The organism is Sinomonas halotolerans, assembly GCF_039615075.1.
GTDB classification, from domain to species: domain Bacteria; phylum Actinomycetota; class Actinomycetes; order Actinomycetales; family Micrococcaceae; genus Sinomonas; species Sinomonas halotolerans.
Genome location: NZ_JBDFRB010000003.1, coordinates 1 through 23,914, shown reverse-complemented (window position 1 = coordinate 23,914; position 23,914 = coordinate 1). Strand labels below are relative to the sequence as shown.

Sequence of the window (23,914 nt, the reverse complement as noted above, 5' to 3'; positions counted from 1 at the left end):
GACCAGTGCCGCGCAGATCCTCCGATTCGGGATGGAATTCCTGCGCGGACTCAGTTGAACGCGGGCCTCGGGGGTGGCTCTAGAACCAGAAAAAGTGCGCTTTCAGAGGTCCTCCGGAGGAATACCTCCGGCACCGGACCAATTCTGGATGGACGCAGTGAACTGCCTGTTTGCGTATTCCTCGAGGGACAGCCCGTCACCGGTGTCCACGAGCGAGGAGAAAATGGCCAGGCCCGCGGTTCCGAGCACGGTGTGGATGTGGCGGCCACGGGGCTGGGGGGCGTCCGCCCCAGCGAGCATGCGCAAGCCGAGCCCCTCGGTGAGAGCCTGGAGGACCACACAGACCTCCTCGGGGCGGACCCCCCGGCGCAGGCGCAGGCCGAACCTCTCCACGACGTGCTCGTAGAGGCCGAACCAGGCGTTCGTGAGCGCCTCGTACAGGTGGCGCAGGGCCTCGGCGGACTCGGGGTCCGAGTCCGCCGCGGCAGCGATGAGGATCTGGAGCCGGAAGGCCCGCTGGGTCGCGATGAAGTGCGTGCCCTCGCTGGCCACCCGCTGGATGGCGCCGGCGAAGCCGCCCCGGTCCCGCACGAGCTCCTCCGCCCAGGTCTCGATGGCCTGGCGCAGGGCGAACTCACGGGCCACGAGGGCGTACGCGACGAAGTCCGAGAGGAAGTCCTGTTGGCCGGCCCATCGGTCGCGGAACTTGGCCTCGGTGGCCACGAGCTCGGGGTGCTCCTCCTGCACCCGGCCCACGATCCTGGGACGGGAGAGGTGCGCGAGGACCTGGCGGGCCTCCTCGGCGGCGGCCTCGCCGCCGTCGACGAGGGGATCTGTGAGGCTGATCGCGGCGTCGAGGAAGGCCCGCGTGAGGTCGGAGTTGGCGAGCCGTGCGCGGTTCTTCGACTTGACGCGGTTGAGGTGGGTCACGGTGCCGGACAGGTCGATTCCGCCGGTGTCGAGTGTCACCGGCCCGTCCCGCTGTCCCTGCGCAAGTGCCATGCCACACCTCGCCGCCACCTCTGGACGGCGCGTGCCGACCGGAGCCTATGATGAGCGACCGGCCGGGGCCGGCCCCTCGGGTCCCATTATCATACAGGCTGTTCAAATAATGGCGAGAGTGGATGCGGCACGACGGCCCCCGGGCCGGCGCGCGCGGCGCCGCCCGGGCAGGGCGGACCTTTCCTCGGTCCCGCAGGGGGCCTCAGGCCCGGCGCACCTCGATGGCCGGCGGCGTCTTGAGGGACTGGCCGACCACGCAGTAGCGCTCGGTCGCGGTCGCGAGGCGCTCGAGCTGCTCGTCCGTCGCGTCGGCGTCCACGGTCGCGATGATGCGCACGTCCTGCACGCCGATCTCGGCGTCGCGGTCCACGCCGAGGGTCCCGCGCGCGTCGAACATCCCCTCGCCGCGGATCTCGGCGGAGCGGACCGGGATGCCCATCGCCGTCGCGACGCTGCGCAGCGTCACGCCGGCGCAGCCCACGAGGGCCTCCATGAGCATGTCCCCCGAGCAGGCATCCGCGCCGCTGCCGCCCGTCGCGGTGTGCAGGCCCGCGCGGACGGGCTCGGACCAGGTCTCGACCGTGGCCGTGATCCCGGGCTCGGAGAACGTCGCGGTCGCCGTGATCGGCGTGACGGCGGACTCGGGGTTGTCACGGTACTGCTGCTTGAGGGGCGCCTGGGCGCTCCGGAGCTCGTCTCGGGTGATGATCATGGCTCCATCTTCGCAGGCCGCCGCCCCGGCCCCCGCTGCGTGACGGACCGGCCGCTGGCCGCCGGCCGCGGCCCTATCCGGCGAGCCGCAGCCCGGCGAGCTTGCGCTCGAGGACCTGTGCCACGCCATCGTCCTCGATGCCGGGCGCGTGCAGCTCCGTCGCCGCGAGCGCGTCCGGGTGCCCCGAGGACATCGCGTAGCCCTCGCCCGCCCAGGTGAGCATCTCGACGTCGTTCGGCATGTCCCCGAACGCGACCACCTCCCCGGGGGCGATCCCGAGCGCGTGGGCGTACTCGGCGAGCGTGACCGCCTTGTTGACGCCCAGCGGCGCCATCTCGAGCATCGTGAGGTCCACGGCGGAATGCGTGACCGAGACGAGGTGCGCCACATGCGGGGCCACAGCGCGGATGTACTCGTCCGAGCTGATCCCCTCGATCTTGGCCATGAACTTGACCACCTCGTCCCCGGTGACGAGCTCCTCGAGCTCGCCGTGGCGCACCTGCTCGAGCAGGGAGCGGTGGCGCGGTTCGGCGAACGCGGTCTCCATGACGAACTCGGTGGGCGTCTCCGCCGCGAAGGTGGACTCGGGGAAGATGCCGCGCACAATGTCCCGGACCTCGAGCATGATGGCCCGGCGGATGCCCTCCGCGGAGACCACCTCCATCGCCTCGAGGTCGTACACGAGCGCCCCGTTGGAGCAGATCACGGTGCCCGCGTGGCCCAGCTGCTCGACGAGCGGGGTGAGCCAGCGCGCCGGGCGGCCCGTCACGAAGACGAGCTCCACCCCGGCCTCCTCGCACGCCGCGAGGGCCCGGACGGTGCGCTCGGTGATGAGCCCGTCCCGGCGCAGGATCGTCCCGTCGATGTCGCTCGCCACGAGGCGCATGCGCCCGGCGCCCATCCCGCGCATGCTCAGCGCGTCTCGTGGACGGCCGTGATGGCGGCGCGGCCGATCTCGTGGGCAGCGATGTCCTTGAGCGCCTTCGCGCCGTGGGTGCGGGGAGTCGCCGGGAGCTGCGGGACGTCCAGGGCGTGCACGGTGGCGATGTACCGGTGCGGACCCGAGCCGCGCGGAGGCGCACCGCCCACGAAGCCAGCGAAGCCGGCGTCGTTCACGAGCTCCACCGAGCCCACCGGGAGCCCCGCCTCGTCCCCTGAGGGGCCCATGCCGTCCGGCGCGCCGCCTGCGCCCTCGGGGAGCGAGTCCACCTCGAGGGGGATGTTCACCACGGCCCAGTGGCAGAACGCCCCGCGCGGGGCGTCCGGGTCCATGACCGTCACGGCGAAGCTGCGCGTGCCCGCCGGCGCGCCGCTCCACGCGAGCTGCGGCGAGAGGTCCTGCCCGCCGGGCACGCCGAAGTGGGCGCTGGTCTGGGCTGCGGGCAGCTGTGCGCCGTCCGCGAGGTCCTGGCTGGTCACCTCGAAGCTCATGAGTCGCCTCCTGCTGGGGACGCCGGGGATCCAGCGGACGACGCCGGGCGGGCGCCCGCGCGGATCTCGGCGCGGTTCGGGGGGTTGGCGCCGGGACGGGAGACCGTCACCGCGGCCGCCCGGGCGGCATAGTCGAGGATGCGTGCGAGCTCCTCGACGCTGAGGCGGCGGAGCTCGGGGCGGCGCTGCGCGCCGTCGAGCTCGCGGTCCACGACCGCCGAGAGCAGCGCGGCCATGAACGAGTCCCCCGCGCCGACCGTGTCCGCGACCCGCACCCGGGGCGGCAGTACGTGGGTCTCGCCGTCCGCGCACGCGGCCCATGGCCCGTCCGCGCCGCGGGTGACGACGACGACCGCGGGGCCCTCCGGGGCGCCGAGGCGGAGCCAGCGGCGGGCCGAGTCGAGCGGGTCCACGCCGGGGTAGAGCCACGCGAGGTCCTCGTCGGAGGCCTTCACGACGTCCGCGAGTGCCACGAAGCGCTCCACCCGCCCGCGCACGGCCTCGGGATCGGAGGTGATGGTGGGGCGGCAGTTCGGGTCGAAGCCGATCGTGGCGCGCGGGCGCGCGTGCTCCACCGCGGTGAGTACCTGGTCCGCGCCGGGCTCGAGGACCGTGGCGATCGAGCCGGTGTGCAGGAGCGTTGTGGCCTTGAGCAGGGTCTCGAGGCTGCCGCGCAGGTCCGGCAGGTGCCAGTCGAGCTCGAAGTGGTAGGTGGCGGCGCCGCGGTGGTCCAGCTCGGCAGTGGCGACCGAGGTGGGCGTTGCATCCGGCGGGAGCGGGACGAGGACGCCGGAGCCCTTGAGGTGCTGGGTGAGCATGCGGCCGTGCGGGTCGTCGCCGTAGCGGCCGATGAACTGCACGGGATGGTCCAGGCGGGCCAGGCCCACTGCGACATTGAGCGGGCTCCCGCCGGGATGCGACTCGGTCCCCGAAGGGCGCCGGACCACGTCGATGAGTCCCTCGCCGATCACTGTGAGCATGGCCCAACGGTAGCAGTCAGGCTGGCGGCGCGGTCGAGCCGCGGAGGATGAGGCGGGGCTGGGTGCACAGGTCCACGGCCGGGGCACCGGGGTCCGCGAGCCGCTCGAGCGCGGCGGTCCCCGCGGCGACTCCGAGCCAATGGGCGCCAAGGTCCACGGACGTGAGGTCGATGCCCGTCAGGCCGGCGGTGCGCGAATTGTCGTAGCCCGTGAGGGAGAGGTCCTCGGGCACGCTCAGACCGAGGCCCAGTGCCTCCTCGCGCACGCCGAGGGCGAGCGGATCATTGTGCGCGACGATCGCGGTCGGCCTGTCCGGACCGGCGAGGAGCACACGCGCGGCCTCCCGGCCGGCGGAGAGCGAGTACCCCGGCGCGGCGACGACGCGGGGGGCGAGGCCGGCGTCGTGCATCACGGCATCGTAGGCCTGGCGCCTCTCGTGTCGGCCCTCGTGGTAGGGGCCGGTGACGTGCGCGATGCGCGTGTGCCCCAGGGCGAGCAGGTGCTCGGTGGCGGCCCGCGACCCGGCGCGGTCGTCCGAATAGACGCTGTCCACGCCCTCGATCCGGCGGGCGACGCTCACGATCGGCACGTCCCGGGCGAGCTCCCGCACGCGCTCGTCCGGGTCGATGAGGGTAGCGGCGATGACGACGCCGACCCGCGCCTCGATGAGCGGGCCGAGGTCCGCCTCGTCCCACTCGCCGGGACCGCCGGCACCGGGCCCGTCCTCGCCGGGCCTGCCGGGCGGGCGCGCGACGCCGAGGATGATCCGGTGCCCCGTCGGCTCGAGGGCCTCGCGCACGCCTGCGAAGATGTCGGCATACACCTCGTTGCTCAGGTCGAGCAGGTGGAGCCCGATGGCGGAGGCCCGCTTGCGCGCGAGGTCCGCGGCGGCGGCGTTGGGCCGGTAGCCGAGGCGCTTCGCGGCGTCGAGGATGGCCTGCCGGGTACCCTCGCTCACGCCGGGGGCCCCGCGGAAGGCGAAGGAGACGAGCGTCCGGGACACCCCGACGGCGCGCGCGACGTCGGCCTGGGTCGCCGGGCGTCGGGGGTCAGCGGCTGGCATGGGGACCATCCTGCCACCGCCCCGCCAAGCGTCACTTTTGAAAAGATGTCGCTATGTCCTTACATATATGCCTTTCGCGCGTTAGTCTGGAGTGAGATTCGGGTCACAGACCCGTGGTACACATGACAAAGGAGTCCCGATGTCCGCCACGATCGTCCCTTCGACAGGGATCAGCGCGCTCCCGCCGCTCAAGAGCGGCCCCCACACCCGGCGCCTCGGCGTCGTCGCCCTCATCGCCACCTTCGGCGGCCTCCTCTTCGGCTACGACACCGGAGTCATCAACGGCGCCCTGAGCCCGATGTCCGCCGAGCTCGGGCTGACCGCGTTCACCGAGGGCGTGGTCACGAGCTCGCTCGTCTTCGCCGCCGCGATCGGCGCGATGGCCTGCGGGCGGCTCTCGGACGGCTGGGGCCGCCGCAAGACGATCATCCTGCTCGCCGTGCTCTTCTTCGCCGGCACCCTCGCCGTCGTGGCCGCGCCCAGCTTCGAGGTCCTGGTCTTCGGCCGCGTCCTCCTCGGCCTCGCGGTCGGCGGCGCCTCGAGCGTCGTCCCGGTCTTCCTCGCCGAGCTCGCCCCCTACGAGATCCGGGGCTCGCTCGCGGGCCGCAACGAGCTCGCGATCGTGGTCGGCCAGCTCGCGGCGTTCGTCGTCAACGCGGTCATCGGCAACGCCTTCGGCCACATCGAGGGCGTCTGGCGCATCATGTTCGCGGTCTGCGCCCTGCCCGCCGTCGCACTGTTCGTCGGCATGCTGCGCGTGCCCGAGTCCCCGCGCTGGCTCGTGGAGAAGGGCCGCCGCGAGGAGGCCCTCGCGGTCCTGCGCACCGTCCGCTCCGAGGAGCGCGCGGTCGCCGAGCTCGCCGACGTCGAGCACATCGCCAAGGAGGAGCTCGAAAGCCACCAGATCGGCTGGCGCGCCATCTTCTCCAACAGGAACCTGCTGCGTATCCTGCTCATCGGCATCGGGCTGGGCGTCGCACAGCAGCTCACCGGCATCAACTCGATCATGTACTACGGCCAGACCGTGCTCGTCGAGTCGGGCTTCGACAAGAGCGGCGCGCTCATCGCCAACATCGCCCCCGGCGTGATCGCCGTCGTCGGCGGCCTCATCGGGCTCTACCTCATGGACCGCCTCGACCGCCGCAAGACCTTCATCACGGGCCTCACGCTCACCACCACGTGCCACGTGCTCATCGGAGTCGCCTCGATGGCGCTGCCCGTGGGGAACCCGATCCGGCCGTTCGTGATCCTCTTCCTCGTCGTCGCCTTCGTCGGCTCGATGCAGACCTTCCTCAACATCGCCGTGTGGGTGTACCTCTCCGAGGTCTTCCCGCTGCACATGCGCGGCATCGGCACGGGCGTCTCGATCTTCATGCTCTGGGTCGTCAACGGGTTCCTCTCGCTCTACTTCCCCTCGCTCGTGCAGGCCACTGGCATCACCGGGACCTTCTTCCTCTTCGCTGTCGTCGGCGCCATGGCCCTGCTCTTCGTCGTCACCCAGGTCCCCGAGACCCGCGGGCGCACGCTCGAGGCGCTCGAGGAGGACGTCACGACCGGCGCGATCTACGTCGTCAACAGGAAGTAGCGGCCCCCGCACCGTGTGCGGCCACGCGTGCAGCCCACGCGTGGCCGCACTTGTGCTGTCTGACGCGTGGCCTCAGTCGACGAGCTCGGTGGGCTCGGTGACGACGTCGACAAGGGCCTCGCCGCGCAGCACGGTGATCTCGGTCCGGCGGCCGATCGCCTCCTCGAACATGTGCCGCGCCAGGGACTGCGCGTCCGCGAGCGATGCGCCGTTGACGGCCAGGAGGAGGTCACCGGGCCGCAGGCCGCTCAGCGCCGCCGGGCTCCCGGGGATGACCTCGGCCACCCGCAGGGCGCGGCGGTGGCCGGTCCGGGCGGACCAGCGCTCGTCGAGCGGCGTCGGCACGCTCACGAGGCCGAGATAGGCGCGGCGCACGTGGCCGTCCTCGCGGAGGGCGGAGAGGATGCGGCGGGTCGTGGCATTGACCGGGACGGCGAGTCCGAGCCCGATCCCCGCGACCGCGGTGTTGATCCCGACGACGCGCCCGCGCGAGTCGGCGAGCGCCCCGCCCGAGTTCCCCGGATTGAGCGCGGCGTCGGTCTGGATGACGTCCTCGATGAGCCGCGACGCCGTCCGGCCCCGGGCAGGCAGGGACCGGCCGAGGGCACTCACCACGCCGGCGGTGACACTCCCCTCGAGGCCCAGCGGGCTGCCGACGGCGATGACGAGGGAGCCGACGAGGAGCCGGTCAGCGTCCCCGAACTCGGGCGGCTCCGGGACGGCGACGCCGGTGCGCAGGACGGCGAGGTCCGAGAGCGGGTCGCGGCCGATCACCGCGAAGGGCCCGGACGCGCCGTCGGCGAACGCGACCTCGCCGCGGGCCGACCGCCCGACGACGTGCGCGTTCGTCACGAGGTGCCCCTCGCTGCTGAGCACGACGGCGGAGCCCGAGCCCCGCTCGGTGCGCACCGAGGCCACGCGCGGCCTCAGGTGCCGGGCCACGGACGTGACAGTCTGCGAATAGGCGTCCAGCGCCTCCTCATCGCCCACGCAGACGCAACGCCGCGGGAGCCCGCGCGATTCCCGTGGTCACCGGCAGTTCAGGGGACGAGGGGGTCCCGCGGCCCGGGCGGGTCGACGGGCCCCTGGTCGAGGCGGAACGGCGGGTACTCGTCCCGCAGGAGCAGCACGTACGCCCCGACCCGGTAGGCCCAGCGGTTGATGCCCACCACGAAGTCGAAGAGCCCGCGCCGGTAGCTCCCGGAGAAGAGGAGGATCACGGCGGCGACGAGGACCAGCAGGCCGAGGAGGGAGAAGCCTCCGCTCCCGCCCCAGGCCCTGTCCTCGGCCTCCCACCACACGCCCGCTCCCCTGCTGCCGGCGCTCCCAGTGAGCGCCGCGACGACGAGGAGGTGCGGAAGGGCCAGGAGCCACCATTTGACGAGCACGAGCCCGCGGGACAGCCGCTCGGGGTAGGCCACGTCGAGGTCCGCGGGGTAGGGCGCCGAGGCCAGGGTGAACGGCGGGTACCGGTCCGTGCCCAGGGCCGCATAGGAGTAGAAGCCCACGCGCCAGGTCCACCGCAGCACGCCCACGGCGAAGGAGAACAGGGAGCGGGGGTAGCGGCCCGTGACGAGGATCGCGAGGCCTGCCGCAACGGTGGTGACGACGAGCGCGGGCCACAGGAGGGCCAGGACCACCGCGTGCGGGACCACCATGAGCCATTTGATGAGCCACAGCCCCCGGGAGAGCGGCTCGTCGAGGAACCCCCAGAAGCGCACGGGCAGCCGGCCGGCGGCGGGGCCTGCGCCTGACGGGGCGGGGAAGGCGGCGATGTCCCGGCCCAGGCCCGCGGCCCCGAGCAGCAGGAGCGGCACCCCGAGCGCGAGGCCGATGAGCCCGGCGGCCAGCAGGCCCGCGCCGACGGGCCCGATCGCCGAGGAGCGCACGCCCACCTGCAGGTCCGCCCAGACCGGCCGGGTGGCGTCCGCATTCATGACGACGATGCTCCACTGCCCGGAGCGCAGGTCGAAGGACAGCTCCTGCGTGCCGGGGCCCGAGACCGAGGCGCGCCAGAAGGCCTGGTCCCCGGGGCGCCCCGGCGCGCGGTTCCCCGACGACGCCGGGAGGTCGCCGTCGTCGTCCGCGTCCGCCCACGCGCGCCCCGCAGGCCGGACGCCGCCGAAGGACCAGACCACCTTCCCGACCGAGGCGTGGGGAACGTCCCTCAGGTACTCCTCGGCAGCGGAGGCCTCGCCGACGCCGATGAAGACCTCCTGCCCCGGGACGGCCGACGCCGCGCGCACCCGGGCGCTCGCGAGGTCGCCGAGGTCGGGAGCACCCGGCACGCCGGTGTCGCGGAGGTCGACGTCGATCGAGGGCGAGGTCAGCGCGTAGCCCGTGGTGCGGAGGCGCTCCTGCTCCGAGGAGATGTAGCGGCCGTCCCGTTGGGCGGCGTCCCCGGCGAGCAGGGCCGATCCGCCGACGGTCAGCCCGACGCCGGCCCCGAGGAGCAGGACACCGAGGACGAGCAGGACCCAGTGGCCGGGCTTCATGCGCCCCGCGGCCTTCCCGGGGTGAGGCGGCGGGTTCGTGGGGGCTGGCGCTGCGCTCATGGTCTTCCCCTCGTCGTGGCGGGCCTGCCATCCACTCTCGCCACGGTGCCCGCGCGCGGCCTAGAGGACAAAGCCTTGTAAACGGCCGCCCGGGTGTCGGCAGGCGTTGCTACGGTGAGGGCATGGCCACGAACTACGAGCTGCTGGATGCCGGCCAGCGCGCCATCGTCGACTCCGCCGTCCAGACGTACGAACGGGTCCGGCCGCAGCTCAAGAACGTCACCCGGGACGTCCTCTACACGCTGCGGGACATCTTCGCGGACGCCGAGGTGACGCCCCTGTTCATCACGGGCCGGACCAAGACCGTGGAGTCCTTCCGCGAGAAGATCTCCCGTCTGGACCCTCCCTCCGAGCCCGGCGGGGAACCCACGCTGAAGTTCCCGGACCCGTTCCGCACGCTCAACGACATGGTGGGCGTGCGGGTCATCACCAAGCTGCCCGCCGAGAACGCCGCGGTGGCGAACCTCATCAAGCGCCAGCGGCAGACCTTCGACTGCCGCGGGGACCGCGAGAAGGCGATCGGCTCCATCGAGTCCGGCACGTACGGGTACTCGAGCCGCCACCTCATCCTCCGCACGCTCCAGAACGACGTGGTCCGCGCCTACCAGGCCGTGTTCAACCCCGAGCTGCCGGCGAACGGCTCCTACTTCTTCGAATGCCAGGTCCGCACGATCTTCGCCCACGCCTGGAGCGAGATCGAGCACGACATCCGCTTCAAGAGCCAGGACCCGCGCGCGTGGAGCCCCCAGTTCGACCGCCAGTTCACCGCCACGGCGGCCATGCTCGAGGTGGTCGAGAAGGAGTTCGCCGAGCTCCATGAGCGGTACGAGGCCGTGCGCAGCTACTGGGATGCCGACGCCGAAGGCGGGGAGCCGCTCACGCCGGACAGGATCCGTGATGTGTGGCGCACCCTGCTGCCGCACGTGGACCGGAAAGTGGACGACGACTGGGGCTGGGCCGCGGAGCTCCTCGCCGCCCACGGCCTCGTGCACACGCGCCAGCTCGTGGAGCTTCTGGACGCCGAGCGCATCACGGCCGTGCGCAAGGCGCTCGACCACCGGTACTCCCCCGGGCCCGACCGGCTCCTCGACGACCTGCTCCTGTGGCAGTACGGGCGCGGGCACATCGAGCTCACCGCCGAGCCCGCGGACGCGGACCAGCACTCCCGCCGCGACTCCCTCGAGCGGCGGCTCAAGCAGATCGACAGGTTCCGGCTGACCTGAGGTGCGCCTCCTGATCCCCGGCGGGCATGTACCCGAAAGGCATGTCGGGACGGTTATGTGTACCCGAAACGGTATTTGGGGGGATTTACGTGTACCCGAAACGGGTCGGTCGGCGCTTCCTCGGTCCGTCGCTTTTGGCCCCGCGCGTGGTGGGGTAGGACTACAGCACAACCCCGAGGGAAAGGACTGACCCATGAAGGCATCCGAGGAACTCGCGAAGGGCCTCCAGGCCGTGCTCGTGGACCTCATCGAGCTGGGGCTCCAGGGCAAGCAGGCCCACTGGAACGTCGTGGGGACCAACTTCCGCGACCTGCACCTCCAGCTCGACGAAGTCGTGGCCGCCGCGCGGCTGCACACGGACGTCATCGCCGAGCGCATGCGCGCCCTGCACGTGGTGCCGGACGGGCGCACCGTGACGATCTCCAAGACCGCCTCGCTCGCCGAGCCGCCCGAGGGACTCATCACCACGGGCCAGACCGTGGACCTGACCGTCGCCGCGCTCGAGAAGACCGTCGCGACGGTGCGCGGAATCTACGACGCGGTCGAGGAAGAGGACCCGGCCACGACCGACCTCCTCAACCAGATCATCCTCCAGCTCGAGCAGCTCGCGTGGATGGTGCACGCGGAGAAGCTGAAAACCACCCAGCCGTAGCGCGCCTCGGCAGCCAGCGGCGCCGCTCCGGCCGCGGCTGGCTGGCGCGCTTCACCTGCCGTACGCACGACGCCGGCCCGGTCACCTCGCAGAGGCGACCGGGCCGGCGTCGTGCGCGGTCCGTGCGGAGGCTAGGCGGGCACCTCGGTGCGCTCGCCCGCGACCTCGCGCTCCATGGCGGTGAACTCGGCGTCCACGTCCCCGTGCGTCCGGGTCATGCGGCTGACCACCACGGCGACGAGGAGGTTGAGCAGGAAGCCGGGCACGATCTCGTACATGGCCCCGTGCAGCGCCTCGATGTTGCCCCACACGAAGACCGTCACGGCGCCCGTGAGCAGGCCGGCCAGCGCACCGGCGGCCGTGAGGCGGCGCCAGTACAGGCTCAGGAGGACGATCGGGCCGAAGGCCGCGCCGAAGCCGGCCCACGCGAAGGAGACGAGGTCCAGGATCTTCGAGTCGGAGTCGAGCGCGAGCACGGCTGCGACGATCGCGATGACGAGGACTCCGAGGCGGCCGAGCGTGAGCTGGGCCTTCTGCGAAGCCTTGCGCCCCACGATGTTGTAGAGGTCCTCGACGAGGGCCGAGGAGCACACCACGAGCTGGCTGGACATGGTGGACATGATCGCCGCGAGCACGGCGGCGAGCACGAGGCCGCCGATGAACGGGTGGAAGAAGATCTGGCTCAGGAGCAGGAACACCGTCTCCGGGTCCTCGAGCGCGCGGGCCGGGCTGCCCGAGAAGTAGGCGATGCCGATGAGGGCCGTGCCGATCGCTCCGAGGGCGGTGAGGATCATCCACGAGGTGCTGACCCTGCGGCCCATCTTGGCCTCGGCCGGGGTGCGCAGCGCCATGAAGCGCACGATGATGTGCGGCTGGCCGAAGTAGCCGAGGCCCCACGCGGCGGTCGAGAAGATGGCCAGGCCCCACAGGAGGGCGCCCTTGTCCTCGAGGCCCGCGAAGAGGTTGAGCGCGTCCGGGTTCACGGAGGTGATCGTCGAGGCGGCCGTCCCGAGGTCGCCGAGCTGGAACACGACGACGATCGGCACTGCGATGAGCGCGACGAACATGAGAAGGCCCTGCGCCACGTCGGTCAGGGTGGCGCCGAGGAAGCCGCCGAAGAGCGTGTAGAGCAGCGTGATGCCCGCGACGAGGAGCATGCCCGACATGTAGGACCAGCCGAAGGAGCTCTCGAAGAACTTCCCGGCCGCGACCATGCCGGAGGAGACGTAGAACGTGAAGAACACGAGGATCACGGCCGCCGCGGCGATGCGGAGCAGGTGCGAATGGTCCTTGAGGCGCTTCTCGAAGAAGGAGGGAATGGTGATCGCGTTGTCCGCGATCTCCGTGTACGCCCGCAGCCGCGGGGCCACGAACTTCCAGTTGAGCCATGCGCCGATGGTCAGGCCGATCGCGATCCAGGCCTCGACGAGGCCGGCCGCGTAGATCGCGCCGGGGAGGCCCATGAGGAGCCAGCCGGACATGTCGGCCGCGTTGGCGGAGAGGGCGGCGACGGACGGGCGGAGGCCGCGCTCGGCCAGCATGTACCCGTCGAGGCTCGTGGTGCGCCGGTAGGCGTAGTACCCGATGCCGAGCATCGCGGCCAGATAGACCGCGATGGCGATGAGCTGGAATGTCTGCTCAGTCATCCTGTGTTCTTTCTCGATGGACAGGCGCGTGCCGTTCGGCGCGCGTGTGAATGCCTCCAGTGTGGCAGCGCGCACACCAGTCCGGAGACCCGTTATCTTTCCGTGATGCACACCACAGGGCGCAGAGGGGGCTCCGCGGCGGGCGCGTCACATGGTCGGGGGGCCCGCGAGCCGGTGTGCGGTCTCCTCGAGCGCGCGGCGCACGGCGAGCATCACCGGGTGCTGGGCACTCGAGGACCGCATCGACGTGAACACCGTCCGCTGGGGCGTCCCATCGAGCATAGCGAGCCGCGCCGCGGGGACGCGTCCCACCCATACGAGGTCCGGCAGGAGGGCCACCGCGTTGCCGGACTCGACGAGGCGCACGTGGGCCTGGAGGTCCGCGGTCTCGTACCGGACGTCCGGCTCGAAGCCCGCGGCGCGGCAGGCCTGCTCTGCCCAGTGCCGGGAGGCGGCCCCCCGCGGCTCCATGACCCACGGGACTGCCGCGGCGTCGGGAAGCCGCCGCACGGCGTCGAACTCTGCGCCCGAGCCCCGCGGCGGGAGGGCGAGCCGGATGGTGTCCCGCGTGAGGCCCTGCCGGTCCAGCCCCTCGTAGTGGGGCGCGGCGTGGTGCGGGTACTGCTCCGCGACCACGAGGTCGAAGCTGCGCGCCCACGTCTCCCGCAGGGCCGTCTCCGGCTCATGCTGGACCATCTCCACGCGCAGGAGCGGGTGCTGCTGGCGCAGGGTGCGCAGCGCGGCCGGCATGAGCGCGAGCGCGGCGGTCTGGAACACCGCGAGCCGCACCGTGCCGGCCACCTCGCTCTGGCTCGCGGCGAGCGCGGCCTCCGTGCGCTCGAACGAGTCCAGGAGCTCCTCGGTGTGCGCCACGAGGACCTGAGCCTGCGGGGTCAGCAGGACCCCCCGCCCGGACTTCCTCAGGAGCGGGACGCCCACTTCCTTCTCGAGCAGCGAGAGCTGCTGCGAGACCGAGGACGGGCTGTACTGGAGCGCGTCGGCGACCTCGGCCAGCGTGCCCCGGATGCTCAGCTCGCGCAGGAGCCTCAGGCGGCGGATCTCGAGCACGGCGGCCCCCTCGAAGACGGTTCGGACTGTTCGGTTCTTCCCACCATTATCCGTCGTCAAAGATCACTTTTGCTTTCGGAAGTGCGGTCACATACTGAGACCAGATACACCGCACCACTCAGACAGGACGACCCCGCATGACCAGCACCACCCCCCTCGCCGCCCCCTCGGGCCAGCCGGCAGCGCCCGCGCCGGCCCCCACCACGGCGCGGCGGCCCGAGGACTACCGCGTCCCGGCCGTCGCCTCCGGCGTGCAGCCGCAGGACCTCGCCGACGAGGCCGTCGCCCAGGTCCGCACGTGGCTCGACAAGGCCGCCGGCTACCCCGTGGACAGCTCAGCGCAGCAGCTCGCCGGCGTGCTCAAGGACCCGAACGGGCTCGCGTTCACGGTCGGGTTCGTGGACGGCGTGGTCCGCCCCGAGGACCTCGGCGTGGCCGCCCGCAACCTCCGCGCCCTCGCGCCCCTCGTCCCCGCGTTCCTCCCCTGGCCCATGCGCAAGGCCGTGGCACTCGGCGGCGCTCTCGCCCCGGCGCTGCCCGGCGTCGTCGTGCCCATCGCCCGGCGCGTGCTGCGCGAGATGGTGAGCCACCTCATCGTCGACGCCTCGGACGCCAAGCTGGGCCCCGCGATCGCGAAGATCCGCAAGCCCGGCATCCACCTCAACGTCAACCTCCTCGGCGAGGCGATCCTCGGCCAGGGCGAGGCCGCCCGGCGCCTCGAGGGCACCCGCGCGCTCCTGGCCCGCGACGACGTCGACTACGTCTCCATCAAGGTCTCCTCGACCGTCGCCCCGCACAACCACTGGGCCTTCAACGAGGCCGTGGAGCACATCATCGACTCCCTCGCCCCGCTCTACCGCCTGGCCGCGGCGAGCCCCGCCCCCAAGTTCATCAACCTGGACATGGAGGAGTACAAGGACCTCGACCTCACGATCGCGGTGTTCACGCGCCTGCTCGAGCGCGAGGAGTTCCGCGGCCTGCCCGCAGGGATCGTGCTCCAGGCGTACCTCCCGGACGCCCTCGGGGCCATGGCCCACCTCCAGGAGTGGGCCGCGGCCCGTGTCGCCGGCGGCGGGGCGCCCATCAAGGTCCGCGTGGTCAAGGGCGCCAACCTGCCCATGGAGCACGTGGACGCCGAGATCCACGGCTGGCCCGTGGCCACGTGGCACACCAAGCAGGACTCGGACACCTCCTACAAGGCCGTGCTCGACTTCGCGCTGCACCCCGAGCGGCTCGCCAACGTGCGCGTCGGGATCGCCGGCCACAACCTCTTCGACATCGCCCTCGCCTGGCACCTCGCCAAGGCCCGCGGCGTGGACGTGGCGACGAAGGGCTCGGGCGCCCCGGTGGAGTTCGAGATGCTCCTCGGCATGGCCTCGGCCCAGGCGCAGGCCGTCCTCGCGGATGTGGGTCACCTCCTCCTCTACACGCCCGTGGTCCACCCGGGCGAGTTCGACGTAGCGATCGCCTACCTGATCCGCCGCCTCGAGGAGGGCGCGAGCCAGGAGAACTTCATGTCCGCGGTCTTCGACCTGGACTCGGACACCTCGCTCTTCGAGCGCGAGAAGCAGCGCTTCCTCGCCTCCCTCGCCGCGCTCGGCAACGCTCCCTTCGCGGACGACGCCGGCCGCCGCCTCGTCCCCGGACCGCACCGCGTGCAGGACCGCCGGCAGGGCGCGGCCGAGGGCACCGCGGCTCACGAGGCCGGCTTCGCCAACACGCCCGACACCGACCCGGACCTCCCCGGCAACCGCGCGTGGGGCCGCGGCATCATCGACCGCGCCCGGACGTCCGTGCTGGGCGAGGCGACCGCAGACGCCGCCGAGCTGTCCACCGCGGAGGACGTCGACGCCGTCGTGCGCACCGCGGTGGCCGCCGGCGAGCGCTGGGGTGCCCTCACCGGCGCCCAGCGCGCCGCGGTGCTGGACGCCGCGGGCCGCGCGCTCGAGCGGCGCCGCGCCGAGCTGCTCGAGGTCATGGCCTCCGAGGCCGGCAAGACGATCGACCAGGGCGACCCCGAGGTCTCCGAGGCGATCGACTTCGCGCACTACTACGCGCAGCTGGCCCGCGGGCTGGACGCGGTGGACGGCGCGGTGTTCGTGCCCGAGCGGCTGACCCTCGTGACGCCGCCGTGGAACTTCCCCGTGGCCATCCCGGCCGGCTCCACGCTCGCGGCCCTCGCGGCCGGCTCCGGCGTGGTCATCAAGCCCGCCAAGCAGGCCCGCCGATCCGGCTCGGTCATGGTCGAGGCGCTCTGGGAGGCCCTCGACGAGACACAGGCGGAGACCGGCGTGGGCCGCGAGGTCCTCCAGCTCGTCCAGCTGCCTGCTGGCGCGCCGGGGCGCGAGCTCGGCCGCGGGCTCGTCGCGCACCCTGAGGTTGACCGCGTGATCCTCACCGGCGGCTACGAGACCGCCCAGCTGTTCCGCTCCTTCCGCAAGGACCTTCAGCTGCTCGCGGAGACCTCGGGCAAGAACGCGATCATCGTGACCCCGTCCGCGGACCTCGACCTCGCCGCGAAGGACGTCGCGTACTCGGCGTTCGGGCATGCGGGGCAGAAGTGCTCGGCCGCGTCGCTCGTGGTGCTCGTGGGCTCCGTCGCGACGTCCAAGCGCTTCCGCAACCAGCTCGTCGACGCCGTCCAGTCCCTCCACGTCGGCTACCCGTGGGACGCCCGGACGCAGATGGGGCCGGTCATCGAGGCGCCGGGCGAGAAGCTCCTGCGCGGCCTCACCGTCCTGGGCGAGGGCGAGCGCTGGGTGCTCGAGCCCCAGCAGCTCGACGAGTCCGGCAAGCTCTGGAGCCCGGGTGTGCGCGTGGGCGTCCAGCCCGGCTCCGAGTACCACCTCACCGAGTACTTCGGCCCCGTCCTCGGCGTCATGACGGCAGAGACCCTCGAGGAGGCCGTGGCCCTCGTCAACCGGATCGAGTACGGCCTGACCTCCGGCCTGCACTCCCTCGACCCGGCCGAGCTGGACTACTGGCTCTCGACCATCCAGGCCGGCAACCTCTACGTGAACCGCGGCATCACCGGGGCGATCGTGCAGCGGCAGCCGTTCGGCGGCTGGAAGAAGTCCGCCGTGGGCGCCGGGACCAAGGCCGGCGGGCCCAACTACCTCGTGGGCCTCGGCTCGTGGACGGACGCCCCCGTTGCCGGAGGCGCCCGCGTGGAGGGTGCGGCCGGCGAGCTGCTCGAGGCGGCGCGCGCCGCGGTGGGCTCGGGGCTCGAGGCGCACGACGCCGACTGGCTGGCTTCGGCGCTCGGCTCCGACGCCGCCGCCTGGGCCTCCGAGTTCGGGGTGTCCAAGGACGTCTCCGGCCTCGCCTGCGAGCGCAACGTCTTCCGGTACCGGAACCTGCCCGTCACGGTGCGGTTCGAGGCGGGGACCTCGGGCCACGGCGTGGCCGAGCTCCTCCGCGTGGCCGCCGCCGGGCTCGTGGCCGGATCGACCGTCACGGTGAGCAGCGCCGTCGTGCTTCCCGGGGCGACCGCCGAGGTGCTGCACCGCCACGGCGTGACCGTGGCCGTGGAGGACTCCGCCGCCTGGCTGCGCCGCGCCGCGGGGCTCGGCTCCGGCCGCGTCCGGCTCATCGCCGGGGAGGGCGACGCCGCAGCCTCCGCCGCGCGCGAGCTCGCCGAGGCCGTGGGCGGCACGCCGGATGTGGCCGTGTACGCGCACCCCGTGGTGGGCGCGGGCCGCGTGGAGCTGCTCCCGTTCCTGCACGAGCAGGCCGTGTCCATCACGGCGCACCGGTTCGGCAACCCGAACCCGGTGGCGCTGGGCGCGAACGTTTAGCAAGGAACCCGCCGCTGTCAAGATCCGGAAAACCATTTCAAGTGTTTTAACAATTGGTTTTCCGGATCTGTCACGCGGCGCGTGACTCTCGGCCCCCGGACGAGGAAGATAGAGGGGCAATTCACACACGGCTGGGGGAAAGCCATGGATCGAGGAGGTCTCATGCCGAGAATCACGAACATCTCTGCCCAGAAGCTCATCGTCACCGCCGTCTCCGCCGGGGCGCTCGTCGCCGGCGGCACCGGAGTCGCCGCCTTCGCGGCGCCGGACCAGCCAACCGAGCAGCCTGCGGTCGAACAGCCGGACACCGCGCCCGCCGCTGAGGAGCCCGTCGAGGAGCCCGTCGCCGAAGAACCGGTCGAAGAGCCCGTCGAGGAGCCCGCTGAGGATCCCGTCGAGGAGGAGCCGGTCGCCGAGGATCCCGTTGACGAGGAGCCTGCAGAGGAAGAGCCGGCTGAACAGGCAGGGGCCGAGGTTCCGGAGGGGCCGTCGGAGAACGCCTCGGTCGTCGCCCAGCAGGCGTGGGCCGCGGCGCACGTCCCTGCCGAGGATCGAGAGCCGGGCTCTGTCTCGGAGGTCGTGCTCCAGTACGTGCCTGCCGGACCGAAGTCCGAGTCGGCGGATGCCGCGTCCGCGGGCGCCGAGTCCGCGGGCGCCGCTTCCGCTGGTGCAGCGCACGGGCCGCGGGGCGGCCGCTGACAGCACGGCCGCAGCTGGCCAGCAGCTGAAGCAGAACCTGGGGGGGCGCCCCGCCCGCCCACGCCGTAGCCTGAAGCCATGGAGGTCCCTTGCCGGTGAGGAGTGCCGGGATCCTGCTGTACCGGCGGGCGCCTGCCGCGCCTGGGGGCCTCGAGGTGTGGATCGCGCACATGGGCGGGCCGTTCTGGGCCCGCAAGGACGAGCGGGCCTGGTCCATCCCCAAGGGCGAGTACGCCGAGGGCGAGGATCCGTTCGAAGCGGCGCTCAGGGAATTCGCCGAGGAGATGGGCTCTCCGGCGCCGCAGGCCGACTACGTCCCGCTCGGCGAATTCCGCCAGCCGTCCGGGAAGCTCCTCGCCGTCTTCGCGGCGGAGGCAGAGTTCGCACCGGACCGCATCGCGAGCAACACCTTCCCGCTCGAATGGCCCAAGGGGTCCGGGCGGATGCTGGAGGTCCCCGAGACAGACCGTGCGGAGTGGCTCCCCGAGGCGGTGGCCCGGGTGAAGCTCGTCAGGGGCCAGATTCCGATCCTCGACGCGCTCGCCCAGCTCCTGGCCGGCTGAACGGGCCCCGCGGACATGACCCCACAACCGGGCCCGCGTCAGCGGGCCGTGCGGGGTCAGCGGCCGCGCTTGGGCCGGCCCTTGCCCGCCCCGCCCTTGCTGGCTCCACCCTTGCCGCCCGAGGACCCTCTCCCCCGGCCCGCTGCCCTGCCCGAGCGCGCCCCCTTCGCGGCCCGGCTCGCCTCATTGCGGGCCTTGGCCTCCTTCGACTGGGACGCCGCCAGGTCCTCGCGCCGCTTCTTCGCGGCCTCCTGCTGGTCCTTCTGCACCGAGGCCTGCCGCGAGCTGGCCGCCCCGCGGCCCCGCACCACCCCGATGAACTCCTGGACCGTCTCCGAGTCGTTGTCCCGCCGCCACGCGACGCCCACCGCGTAGGGGTCCACCCCCGTCACCGGCCGGTACCGCAGCTCCTTGCGGTTGAAGTGCCGCACCACGGACATGGGCATGATCGCGAGCCCAGCCCCGCCCTCCACGAGGTCGAGGCGCTCGGAGGGGCCGCCGTCGAACTCGAACAGCTCGTCCTCCACCTCGGCGAGCGGGATCTCCTCGAAGGCCTGGATCTCGTGCCCCTTGGGCGCCACCACCACGGGCAGCTCCTCGTACAGCGGGATGACGTGCAGCCCCTCCCGCTCCCGGTCCACCGGAAGGCGCACGAAGGCGATGTCCGCCCGGCCGTCGCGGAGGACGGCGAGCTGCTCGGCGTCGTCGACCATCCCCGAGCTCAGCGGAACCTCCGGGAACCGCTCCTCCCAGCGGTGGAACCACTTGCCGGGCGAGACCCCCGCGATGAACGCGACATGCAGGCCGGGCGAGGAGCCGGGATCGGAGGCGGGGCCGGGCTCGGCCCGGTCCTGGGGGCTGGGGGAATCCATGCGTCCACGGTAGCCCGGCTACGCTTGATCCATGAGTCCGAACCCCAGTGGCGCGTCCCAGTCCATGAAGCCGGCCACCGCCGCGAAGAAACTCGGCATCTACCTGCCGGCCACCCCCGCCGAGTTCCAGGAGGGCGTGGTGACGCGCGAGGAGTTCGACGACCTGCGCACCAACCCGCCCCAGTGGCTCACCGACCTCCGCGCGAACGGGCCGCACCCCCGCCCCGTCGTGGCCCAGAAGCTCAACGTCTCAATCTCCGGGCTCGCCCGGGGTGGCATCACCGAGGCGCTCACGACGGCGCAGATCACCGCGCTCCTCGAGGAGCGGCCGGAGTGGCTCACGGCTGAGCGGGCCAGCATGGCCGCCGTGCGGGACGAGGCGCAGCGGGTCAAGGAGGCGGCCGAGAAGAAGGCCGAGAAGCAGAACCCTGTCCCGCGCACCAAGCGCGAGGCCAACAACCGGTAGCCGGCCCGGACGGCCGGCCCGGGTCAGTCCTGGTGGATCTGGATCCAGTTCCCGTGCTGGTCGTCGAACACGGCGGAGAGGCCCGAGGGATCCTCGGCCGGCTCCCCGCGGAACTGGACGCCGGCGGCCGTGAGGCGCTCGAAGTCCGCCCGGACGTCGGGCGAGCCGAGCACGATCGCGGGGAACCCGGCGTCGCGCACTCCCTTGCGGTACGCCTCCCCGAGGGGGTTGTCGCTCGGCTCGAGCAGGAGCCCCACGCCCGCCGAGTCCGGCGAGGTGACGATGAAGAGGTTGCCCTCCGGCATCGCGAGCAGTGTCTCGAACCCGAGGGTCCCGGTGTAGAAGGCGTGGGCCGACGCGGGGTCCGTGACGTGGATGCTGCACATCTTGATCCTCATGCGGCCCAGACTAGTGCGGGAGAGACTGGGGCGGGACGACTGGGGCGGGACGACTGGGGGGCAGGCCGCTCCTGTTCCCCGCACGACGGCGGGCCTAGACTCGTGTGGTGAAACCGCCGCGCGCGCTGCGCCCCTTCGCCCACCGCGAGTACCGGGTGCTCATCGCTGCCCTGGCCGTGAGCATCTTCGGCTCCGGCATGTGGGCGGTCGCGATGGTTTACCAGGTGCTCGCCCTGGGCGGCGGTCCGCTCGAGCTCTCGGTCGTCGCGACGGCGATGGGCGGCGGGCTCATCGCGTTCCTCCTGGCCGGGGGCGTGGCCGCTGACCGGTTCCCGCAGCGGCAGCTCATCATCGCGGTCGAGGCCGTGAACCTCGCCGCGGTCGGTTCCGTGGCAGTGCTCGCGGCCCTCGGCTGGCTGCAGCTGTGGCATCTGGCCGTCGGCGCGTTCCTCCTCGGCATGGGCGCGGCGTTCTTCTTCCCCGCGTACTCGGCGATCCTGCCGCGCATCCTCCCGCCCGAGGACCTCCTCGCAGCGAACGGCATGGAGGGCAGCCTGCGGCCCCTCCTCCAGCAGGCCGCTGGCCCGGCCGCGGCGGGAATCGTGGTGGCCGCGCTCTCGCCGCCGCATGCCGTGGCGGGCGTGGCGGCCTCTCACCTCGTGGCCTTCGTGGCGCTCAACTTCCTCCGCCGCACGCCGCCGGCGGCCGGAGGCGAGCCCAGCACCGGCGCGGAAGGCACGGACGGCGAGCAGCCCGCCGTCGCGCGGCCCTCCGTCCTCCATGAGCTGCGCGAAGGCGTCTCCTACACCGTCCGCACGCCGTGGCTGATGTGGACCCTGCTGTGGGCGTGCATCTCGGTGCTGTTCATCATGGGGCCGATCGAGGTGCTGCTGCCGTTCGTGGTGCGGGACCAGCTCGGCGGGGACTCGGCCATGTTCGGGTTCCTCCTGGCCACCATGGGCGTGGCGGGCGCGGTGGCGTCCCTCGCCACCGCCTCGTTCCGGCTGCCCCGGCGCTACCTCAGCGTGATGCTCGCGGCGTGGGGCATCGGCGCCATCCCGCTCGCCTTCGTGGGCGCCATGGACCAGTTCTGGCAGCTGGCCACGGTGCTGGCGGTGTTCGGCGCGACGGGCAGCGTCGGCATGGTCATCTGGGGCACGCTCCTGCAGCGGCGCGTCCCACCGCACCTGCTCGGGCGGGTCTCGAGCCTGGACTTCTTCGTCTCGCTCGCGCTCATGCCGGTCTCGATGGCCCTCGCAGGGCCTATCGCCGAGGTGGTCCCGCTGTGGGTGATCTTCGCGGTGGCGGGCGGGGTGTGCCCGGTCATGGCGGTGGTCGCGGTCATCGCGGCGCGCATGCCCTCAGACGAGCTCGCGCATCCGCTGGACTCGCGGGAGGCAGCGCCCGACGCCGACGCCCCCGCGGGCGCCGACGTTGCCGGAGAGCGGCCGGCATAGGCGCACGACGGCGGGTGGGCACCCGCCGTCGTGCCCTTCGCCCAGGCCTGCGCGCCGGATCAGGCTCTGGCGGGCTCCGACAGGTGCTCGACCAGCTGGGCGATGCTGATCACCGGAAGCCCCTTCTCCCGGCCGAGCTCGAGGAGGCCCGGGAGCCGCATCATCTCGCCGTCGTCGGCCACGACCTCCGCGATCACACCGACGGGCCGCAGCCCGGCCAGGCGCAGCAGGTCCACCGCGGCCTCGGTGTGCCCCGGGCGCTGCCGCACCCCGCCGTCCACCGCCCGCAGCGGGACGATGTGCCCGGGGCGGATGAGGGCCGCAGGGCCGGACGCGGGGTCTGCGAGGACGCGGAGCGTCCGGGCCCGGTCCGTCGCGCTGATCCCGGTGGTGGACTGCCCCGCGGCGTCCACCGTGACCGTGTAGGCCGTGCGGAGCGAGTCGCGGTTGTCCTGGGTCATGAGCGGCAACTCGAGCCGGTCCGCAAGGCCGTTGGGCATGGGAGCGCACACGAAGCCGCTCGAGACCCGGATGATCCATGCGAGCCACGGCGGTGTGGCGTGCTCGGCGGCCATGATGATGTCGCCTTCGTTCTCGCGGTCCTCGTCGTCGACCACGATGACGGGGCTGCCGCTCCGCAGCGCGTCCAGAGCCTGCGCGATCTCAGCCAGCAAGGGGGCGCTCCTCTCCTCCGGCCGTGGCGGCGGCAGCGGCTCTGGCCGTGGCGTTGCGGGCGGCGAGGAGGGTTGCGGCCTCCTGGCGGGTGGTGCCGGAGCTCTCGATGTGGGCCAGGTGGGCGGGGATCTCCAGGCCCTTCTTGCGCATCGCGGTGGCCCAGAGCCGGCCGGCGCGGTAGGAGGAGCGCACGAGCGGGCCGGACATGACCCCGAGGAAGCCGATCTCCTCGGCCTCGGCGGAGAGCTCGACGAACTCCTCGGGCTTGACCCACCGCTCCACGGGGTGGTGCCGCTCGGAGGGGCGCAGGTACTGGGTGATCGTGACCAGGTCGCAGCCGGCCTCGTGGAGGTCGCGCAGGGCCTCGGAGACCTCCTGACGGGTCTCGCCCATGCCCAGGATGAGGTTGGACTTGGTGACCATGCCCCGGTCCCGGCCCTGGCTGATCACGTCCAGGGAGCGCTCGTAGCGGAACGCGGGGCGGATGCGCTTGAAGATCCGCGGGACGGTCTCGACGTTGTGCGCGAACACCTCGGGGGCGGAGTCGCAGATCGCGCCGATGTGCTCGGGCCTGCCGGAGAAGTCGGGGATGAGGATCTCCACGCCGGTGCCGGGGTTGAGCTCGTGGATCCTGCGGACCGTCTCGGCGTAGAGCCAGGTGCCCTCGTCCTCGAGGTCGTCCCGGGCCACGCCGGTCACGGTCGCGTAGCGCAGCCCCATGGACTGCACGGAGCGGGCGACCTTGGTCGGCTCGGAGCGGTCCAGCGGGGAGGGCCGGCCGGTGTCGATCTGGCAGAAGTCGCAGCGGCGGGTGCACTCGGAGCCGCCGATGAGGAAGGTGGCCTCCTTGTCCTCCCAGCACTCGAAGATGTTCGGGCAGCCGGCCTCCTCGCAGACCGTGTGCAGGCCCTCCTTCTTCACCTGGCCCTTGAGCTGGACGAACTCCGGGCCCATCTGGACCTTGGCCTTGATCCAGTCCGGCTTGCGCTCCACCGGGACCTGGGCATTGCGGGCCTCGACCCGCAGCAGGCGGCGGCCTTCAGGGGCGAGCGTCATACGAGGGCTCCTTC

At 72.5% G+C, this 23,914-nt stretch carries 22 protein-coding genes; 8 read left to right on the top strand and 14 right to left on the bottom strand.

The window, feature by feature from the left end; all coding sequences use genetic code 11:
- Positions 1-102: 102 nt before the first annotated feature.
- The 6 genes from ABCQ75_RS04180 to ABCQ75_RS04155 all read right to left on the bottom strand — a co-directional run bounded on the left by ABCQ75_RS04180 (position 103) and on the right by ABCQ75_RS04155 (position 5,188).
- Positions 103-1,002, bottom strand: a complete 900-nt coding sequence (locus tag ABCQ75_RS04180) for a hypothetical protein (RefSeq protein ID WP_345883265.1) — start codon at positions 1,000-1,002, stop codon at positions 103-105.
- A 202-nt stretch (positions 1,003-1,204) separates the two neighbouring features.
- Positions 1,205-1,714 carry an OsmC family protein gene (locus ABCQ75_RS04175; protein ID WP_345883264.1) on the bottom strand — a complete coding sequence of 170 codons (510 nt, stop codon included), beginning with the start codon at positions 1,712-1,714 and terminating at the stop codon, positions 1,205-1,207.
- A 73-nt stretch (positions 1,715-1,787) separates the two neighbouring features.
- Positions 1,788-2,600 carry an HAD family hydrolase gene (locus ABCQ75_RS04170; protein WP_427916046.1) on the bottom strand — a complete coding sequence of 271 codons (813 nt, stop codon included), beginning with the start codon at positions 2,598-2,600 and terminating at the stop codon, positions 1,788-1,790.
- Positions 2,601-2,626: 26 nt separating this feature from the next.
- Complete coding sequence (locus tag ABCQ75_RS04165) at positions 2,627-3,145, bottom strand: YbhB/YbcL family Raf kinase inhibitor-like protein (RefSeq protein WP_345883260.1); 519 nt, start codon at positions 3,143-3,145, stop codon at positions 2,627-2,629.
- Positions 3,142-4,125, bottom strand: a complete 984-nt coding sequence (locus tag ABCQ75_RS04160) for a carbohydrate kinase family protein (RefSeq protein ID WP_345883259.1) — start codon at positions 4,123-4,125, stop codon at positions 3,142-3,144. Before ABCQ75_RS04160 ends, ABCQ75_RS04165 begins: the two co-directional genes overlap by 4 nt.
- 16 nt (positions 4,126-4,141) lie before the next feature.
- The gene (locus ABCQ75_RS04155; protein WP_345883258.1) at positions 4,142-5,188 is read right to left on the bottom strand and encodes a LacI family DNA-binding transcriptional regulator; all 1,047 of its coding nucleotides are present in this window, start codon (positions 5,186-5,188) and stop codon (positions 4,142-4,144) included.
- Positions 5,189-5,327: 139 nt separating this feature from the next.
- Here ABCQ75_RS04155 and ABCQ75_RS04150 point away from each other — a divergent pair, with 139 nt between their 5' ends.
- A complete protein-coding gene (locus ABCQ75_RS04150; protein WP_345883257.1) occupies positions 5,328-6,773 on the top strand; it encodes a sugar porter family MFS transporter in 1,446 nt (481 codons plus the stop codon).
- Between the two features lie 72 nt (positions 6,774-6,845).
- On the opposite strand, the gene ABCQ75_RS04145 is transcribed toward ABCQ75_RS04150, so the two are convergent.
- Both ABCQ75_RS04145 and ABCQ75_RS04140 read right to left on the bottom strand, forming a co-directional pair.
- Positions 6,846-7,763 (bottom strand): S1C family serine protease, encoded by a 918-nt coding sequence (locus ABCQ75_RS04145; RefSeq protein WP_345883256.1) that lies wholly within the window; start codon positions 7,761-7,763, stop codon positions 6,846-6,848.
- 50 nt (positions 7,764-7,813) lie between these two features.
- The gene (locus tag ABCQ75_RS04140; RefSeq protein WP_345883255.1) at positions 7,814-9,328 is read right to left on the bottom strand and encodes a DUF4389 domain-containing protein; all 1,515 of its coding nucleotides are present in this window, start codon (positions 9,326-9,328) and stop codon (positions 7,814-7,816) included.
- A gap of 122 nt (positions 9,329-9,450) precedes the next feature.
- Here ABCQ75_RS04140 and ABCQ75_RS04135 point away from each other — a divergent pair, with 122 nt between their 5' ends.
- Positions 9,451-10,551 carry a GTP pyrophosphokinase gene (locus tag ABCQ75_RS04135; protein ID WP_345883254.1) on the top strand — a complete coding sequence of 367 codons (1,101 nt, stop codon included), beginning with the start codon at positions 9,451-9,453 and terminating at the stop codon, positions 10,549-10,551.
- Positions 10,552-10,744: 193 nt separating this feature from the next.
- On the top strand, positions 10,745-11,203 hold the full coding sequence (locus ABCQ75_RS04130) for a Dps family protein (RefSeq protein ID WP_345883253.1): 459 nt from the start codon (positions 10,745-10,747) through the stop codon (positions 11,201-11,203).
- A 131-nt stretch (positions 11,204-11,334) separates the two neighbouring features.
- On the opposite strand, the gene putP is transcribed toward ABCQ75_RS04130, so the two are convergent.
- Both putP and ABCQ75_RS04120 read right to left on the bottom strand, forming a co-directional pair.
- The gene (putP, locus tag ABCQ75_RS04125) at positions 11,335-12,849 is read right to left on the bottom strand and encodes a sodium/proline symporter PutP (protein ID WP_345883252.1); all 1,515 of its coding nucleotides are present in this window, start codon (positions 12,847-12,849) and stop codon (positions 11,335-11,337) included.
- Positions 12,850-12,996: 147 nt separating this feature from the next.
- Entirely contained in the window at positions 12,997-13,917 is a 921-nt protein-coding gene (locus ABCQ75_RS04120; protein WP_345883251.1) for a LysR family transcriptional regulator, read from the bottom strand.
- Between the two features lie 137 nt (positions 13,918-14,054).
- Here ABCQ75_RS04120 and ABCQ75_RS04115 point away from each other — a divergent pair, with 137 nt between their 5' ends.
- The 3 genes from ABCQ75_RS04115 (at position 14,055) to ABCQ75_RS04105 (ending at position 18,976) form a co-directional block, all read left to right on the top strand.
- The gene (locus ABCQ75_RS04115; protein WP_345883250.1) at positions 14,055-17,714 is read left to right on the top strand and encodes a proline dehydrogenase family protein; all 3,660 of its coding nucleotides are present in this window, start codon (positions 14,055-14,057) and stop codon (positions 17,712-17,714) included.
- Between the two features lie 162 nt (positions 17,715-17,876).
- On the top strand, positions 17,877-18,413 hold the full coding sequence (locus ABCQ75_RS04110; protein WP_345883249.1) for a hypothetical protein: 537 nt from the start codon (positions 17,877-17,879) through the stop codon (positions 18,411-18,413).
- 89 nt (positions 18,414-18,502) lie between these two features.
- Positions 18,503-18,976 carry an NUDIX hydrolase gene (locus tag ABCQ75_RS04105; protein WP_345883248.1) on the top strand — a complete coding sequence of 158 codons (474 nt, stop codon included), beginning with the start codon at positions 18,503-18,505 and terminating at the stop codon, positions 18,974-18,976.
- A 56-nt stretch (positions 18,977-19,032) separates the two neighbouring features.
- Here the strand turns inward: ABCQ75_RS04105 and ABCQ75_RS04100 are convergent, their stop codons facing one another.
- A complete protein-coding gene (locus tag ABCQ75_RS04100; protein ID WP_345883247.1) occupies positions 19,033-19,848 on the bottom strand; it encodes a LysR family substrate-binding domain-containing protein in 816 nt (271 codons plus the stop codon).
- Between the two features lie 64 nt (positions 19,849-19,912).
- Between ABCQ75_RS04100 and ABCQ75_RS04095 the strand changes: the two genes are divergently transcribed.
- Positions 19,913-20,314, top strand: coding sequence for a DUF5997 family protein (locus ABCQ75_RS04095; RefSeq protein ID WP_345883739.1), 402 nt, complete (start codon positions 19,913-19,915; stop codon positions 20,312-20,314).
- 23 nt (positions 20,315-20,337) lie between these two features.
- Here ABCQ75_RS04095 and ABCQ75_RS04090 read toward each other — a convergent pair whose 3' ends face one another.
- Entirely contained in the window at positions 20,338-20,712 is a 375-nt protein-coding gene (locus ABCQ75_RS04090) for a VOC family protein (protein ID WP_345883246.1), read from the bottom strand.
- A 107-nt stretch (positions 20,713-20,819) separates the two neighbouring features.
- Here ABCQ75_RS04090 and ABCQ75_RS04085 point away from each other — a divergent pair, with 107 nt between their 5' ends.
- The gene (locus tag ABCQ75_RS04085) at positions 20,820-22,169 is read left to right on the top strand and encodes an MFS transporter (protein ID WP_345883245.1); all 1,350 of its coding nucleotides are present in this window, start codon (positions 20,820-20,822) and stop codon (positions 22,167-22,169) included.
- Between the two features lie 59 nt (positions 22,170-22,228).
- On the opposite strand, the gene ribB is transcribed toward ABCQ75_RS04085, so the two are convergent.
- Positions 22,229-22,843, bottom strand: a complete 615-nt coding sequence (gene ribB / locus ABCQ75_RS04080) for a 3,4-dihydroxy-2-butanone-4-phosphate synthase (RefSeq protein ID WP_427916034.1) — start codon at positions 22,841-22,843, stop codon at positions 22,229-22,231.
- A complete protein-coding gene (lipA, locus tag ABCQ75_RS04075) occupies positions 22,833-23,900 on the bottom strand; it encodes a lipoyl synthase (protein WP_345883244.1) in 1,068 nt (355 codons plus the stop codon). The genes ribB and lipA overlap by 11 nt, the downstream gene beginning before the upstream one ends.
- Positions 23,901-23,914 lie beyond the last annotated feature (14 nt).

Bases quoted from the DNA above. Each gene is read 5' to 3' on its own strand.
- ABCQ75_RS04180 (WP_345883265.1), bottom strand. From the start codon at position 1,002: ATGGCACTTGCGCAGGGACAGCGGGACGGGCCGGTGACACTCGACACC.
- ABCQ75_RS04175 (WP_345883264.1), bottom strand. From the start codon at position 1,714: ATGATCATCACCCGAGACGAGCTCCGGAGCGCCCAGGCGCCCCTCAAG.
- ABCQ75_RS04170 (WP_427916046.1), bottom strand. From the start codon at position 2,600: ATGCGCCTCGTGGCGAGCGACATCGACGGGACGATCCTGCGCCGGGAC.
- ABCQ75_RS04165 (WP_345883260.1), bottom strand. From the start codon at position 3,145: ATGAGCTTCGAGGTGACCAGCCAGGACCTCGCGGACGGCGCACAGCTG.
- ABCQ75_RS04160 (WP_345883259.1), bottom strand. From the start codon at position 4,125: ATGCTCACAGTGATCGGCGAGGGACTCATCGACGTGGTCCGGCGCCCT.
- ABCQ75_RS04155 (WP_345883258.1), bottom strand. From the start codon at position 5,188: ATGCCAGCCGCTGACCCCCGACGCCCGGCGACCCAGGCCGACGTCGCG.
- ABCQ75_RS04150 (WP_345883257.1), top strand. From the start codon at position 5,328: ATGTCCGCCACGATCGTCCCTTCGACAGGGATCAGCGCGCTCCCGCCG.
- ABCQ75_RS04140 (WP_345883255.1), bottom strand. From the start codon at position 9,328: ATGAGCGCAGCGCCAGCCCCCACGAACCCGCCGCCTCACCCCGGGAAG.
- ABCQ75_RS04135 (WP_345883254.1), top strand. From the start codon at position 9,451: ATGGCCACGAACTACGAGCTGCTGGATGCCGGCCAGCGCGCCATCGTC.
- ABCQ75_RS04130 (WP_345883253.1), top strand. From the start codon at position 10,745: ATGAAGGCATCCGAGGAACTCGCGAAGGGCCTCCAGGCCGTGCTCGTG.
- putP (WP_345883252.1), bottom strand. From the start codon at position 12,849: ATGACTGAGCAGACATTCCAGCTCATCGCCATCGCGGTCTATCTGGCC.
- ABCQ75_RS04115 (WP_345883250.1), top strand. From the start codon at position 14,055: ATGACCAGCACCACCCCCCTCGCCGCCCCCTCGGGCCAGCCGGCAGCG.
- ABCQ75_RS04110 (WP_345883249.1), top strand. From the start codon at position 17,877: ATGCCGAGAATCACGAACATCTCTGCCCAGAAGCTCATCGTCACCGCC.
- ABCQ75_RS04100 (WP_345883247.1), bottom strand. From the start codon at position 19,848: ATGGATTCCCCCAGCCCCCAGGACCGGGCCGAGCCCGGCCCCGCCTCC.
- ABCQ75_RS04095 (WP_345883739.1), top strand. From the start codon at position 19,913: ATGAAGCCGGCCACCGCCGCGAAGAAACTCGGCATCTACCTGCCGGCC.
- ABCQ75_RS04090 (WP_345883246.1), bottom strand. From the start codon at position 20,712: ATGAGGATCAAGATGTGCAGCATCCACGTCACGGACCCCGCGTCGGCC.
- lipA (WP_345883244.1), bottom strand. From the start codon at position 23,900: ATGACGCTCGCCCCTGAAGGCCGCCGCCTGCTGCGGGTCGAGGCCCGC.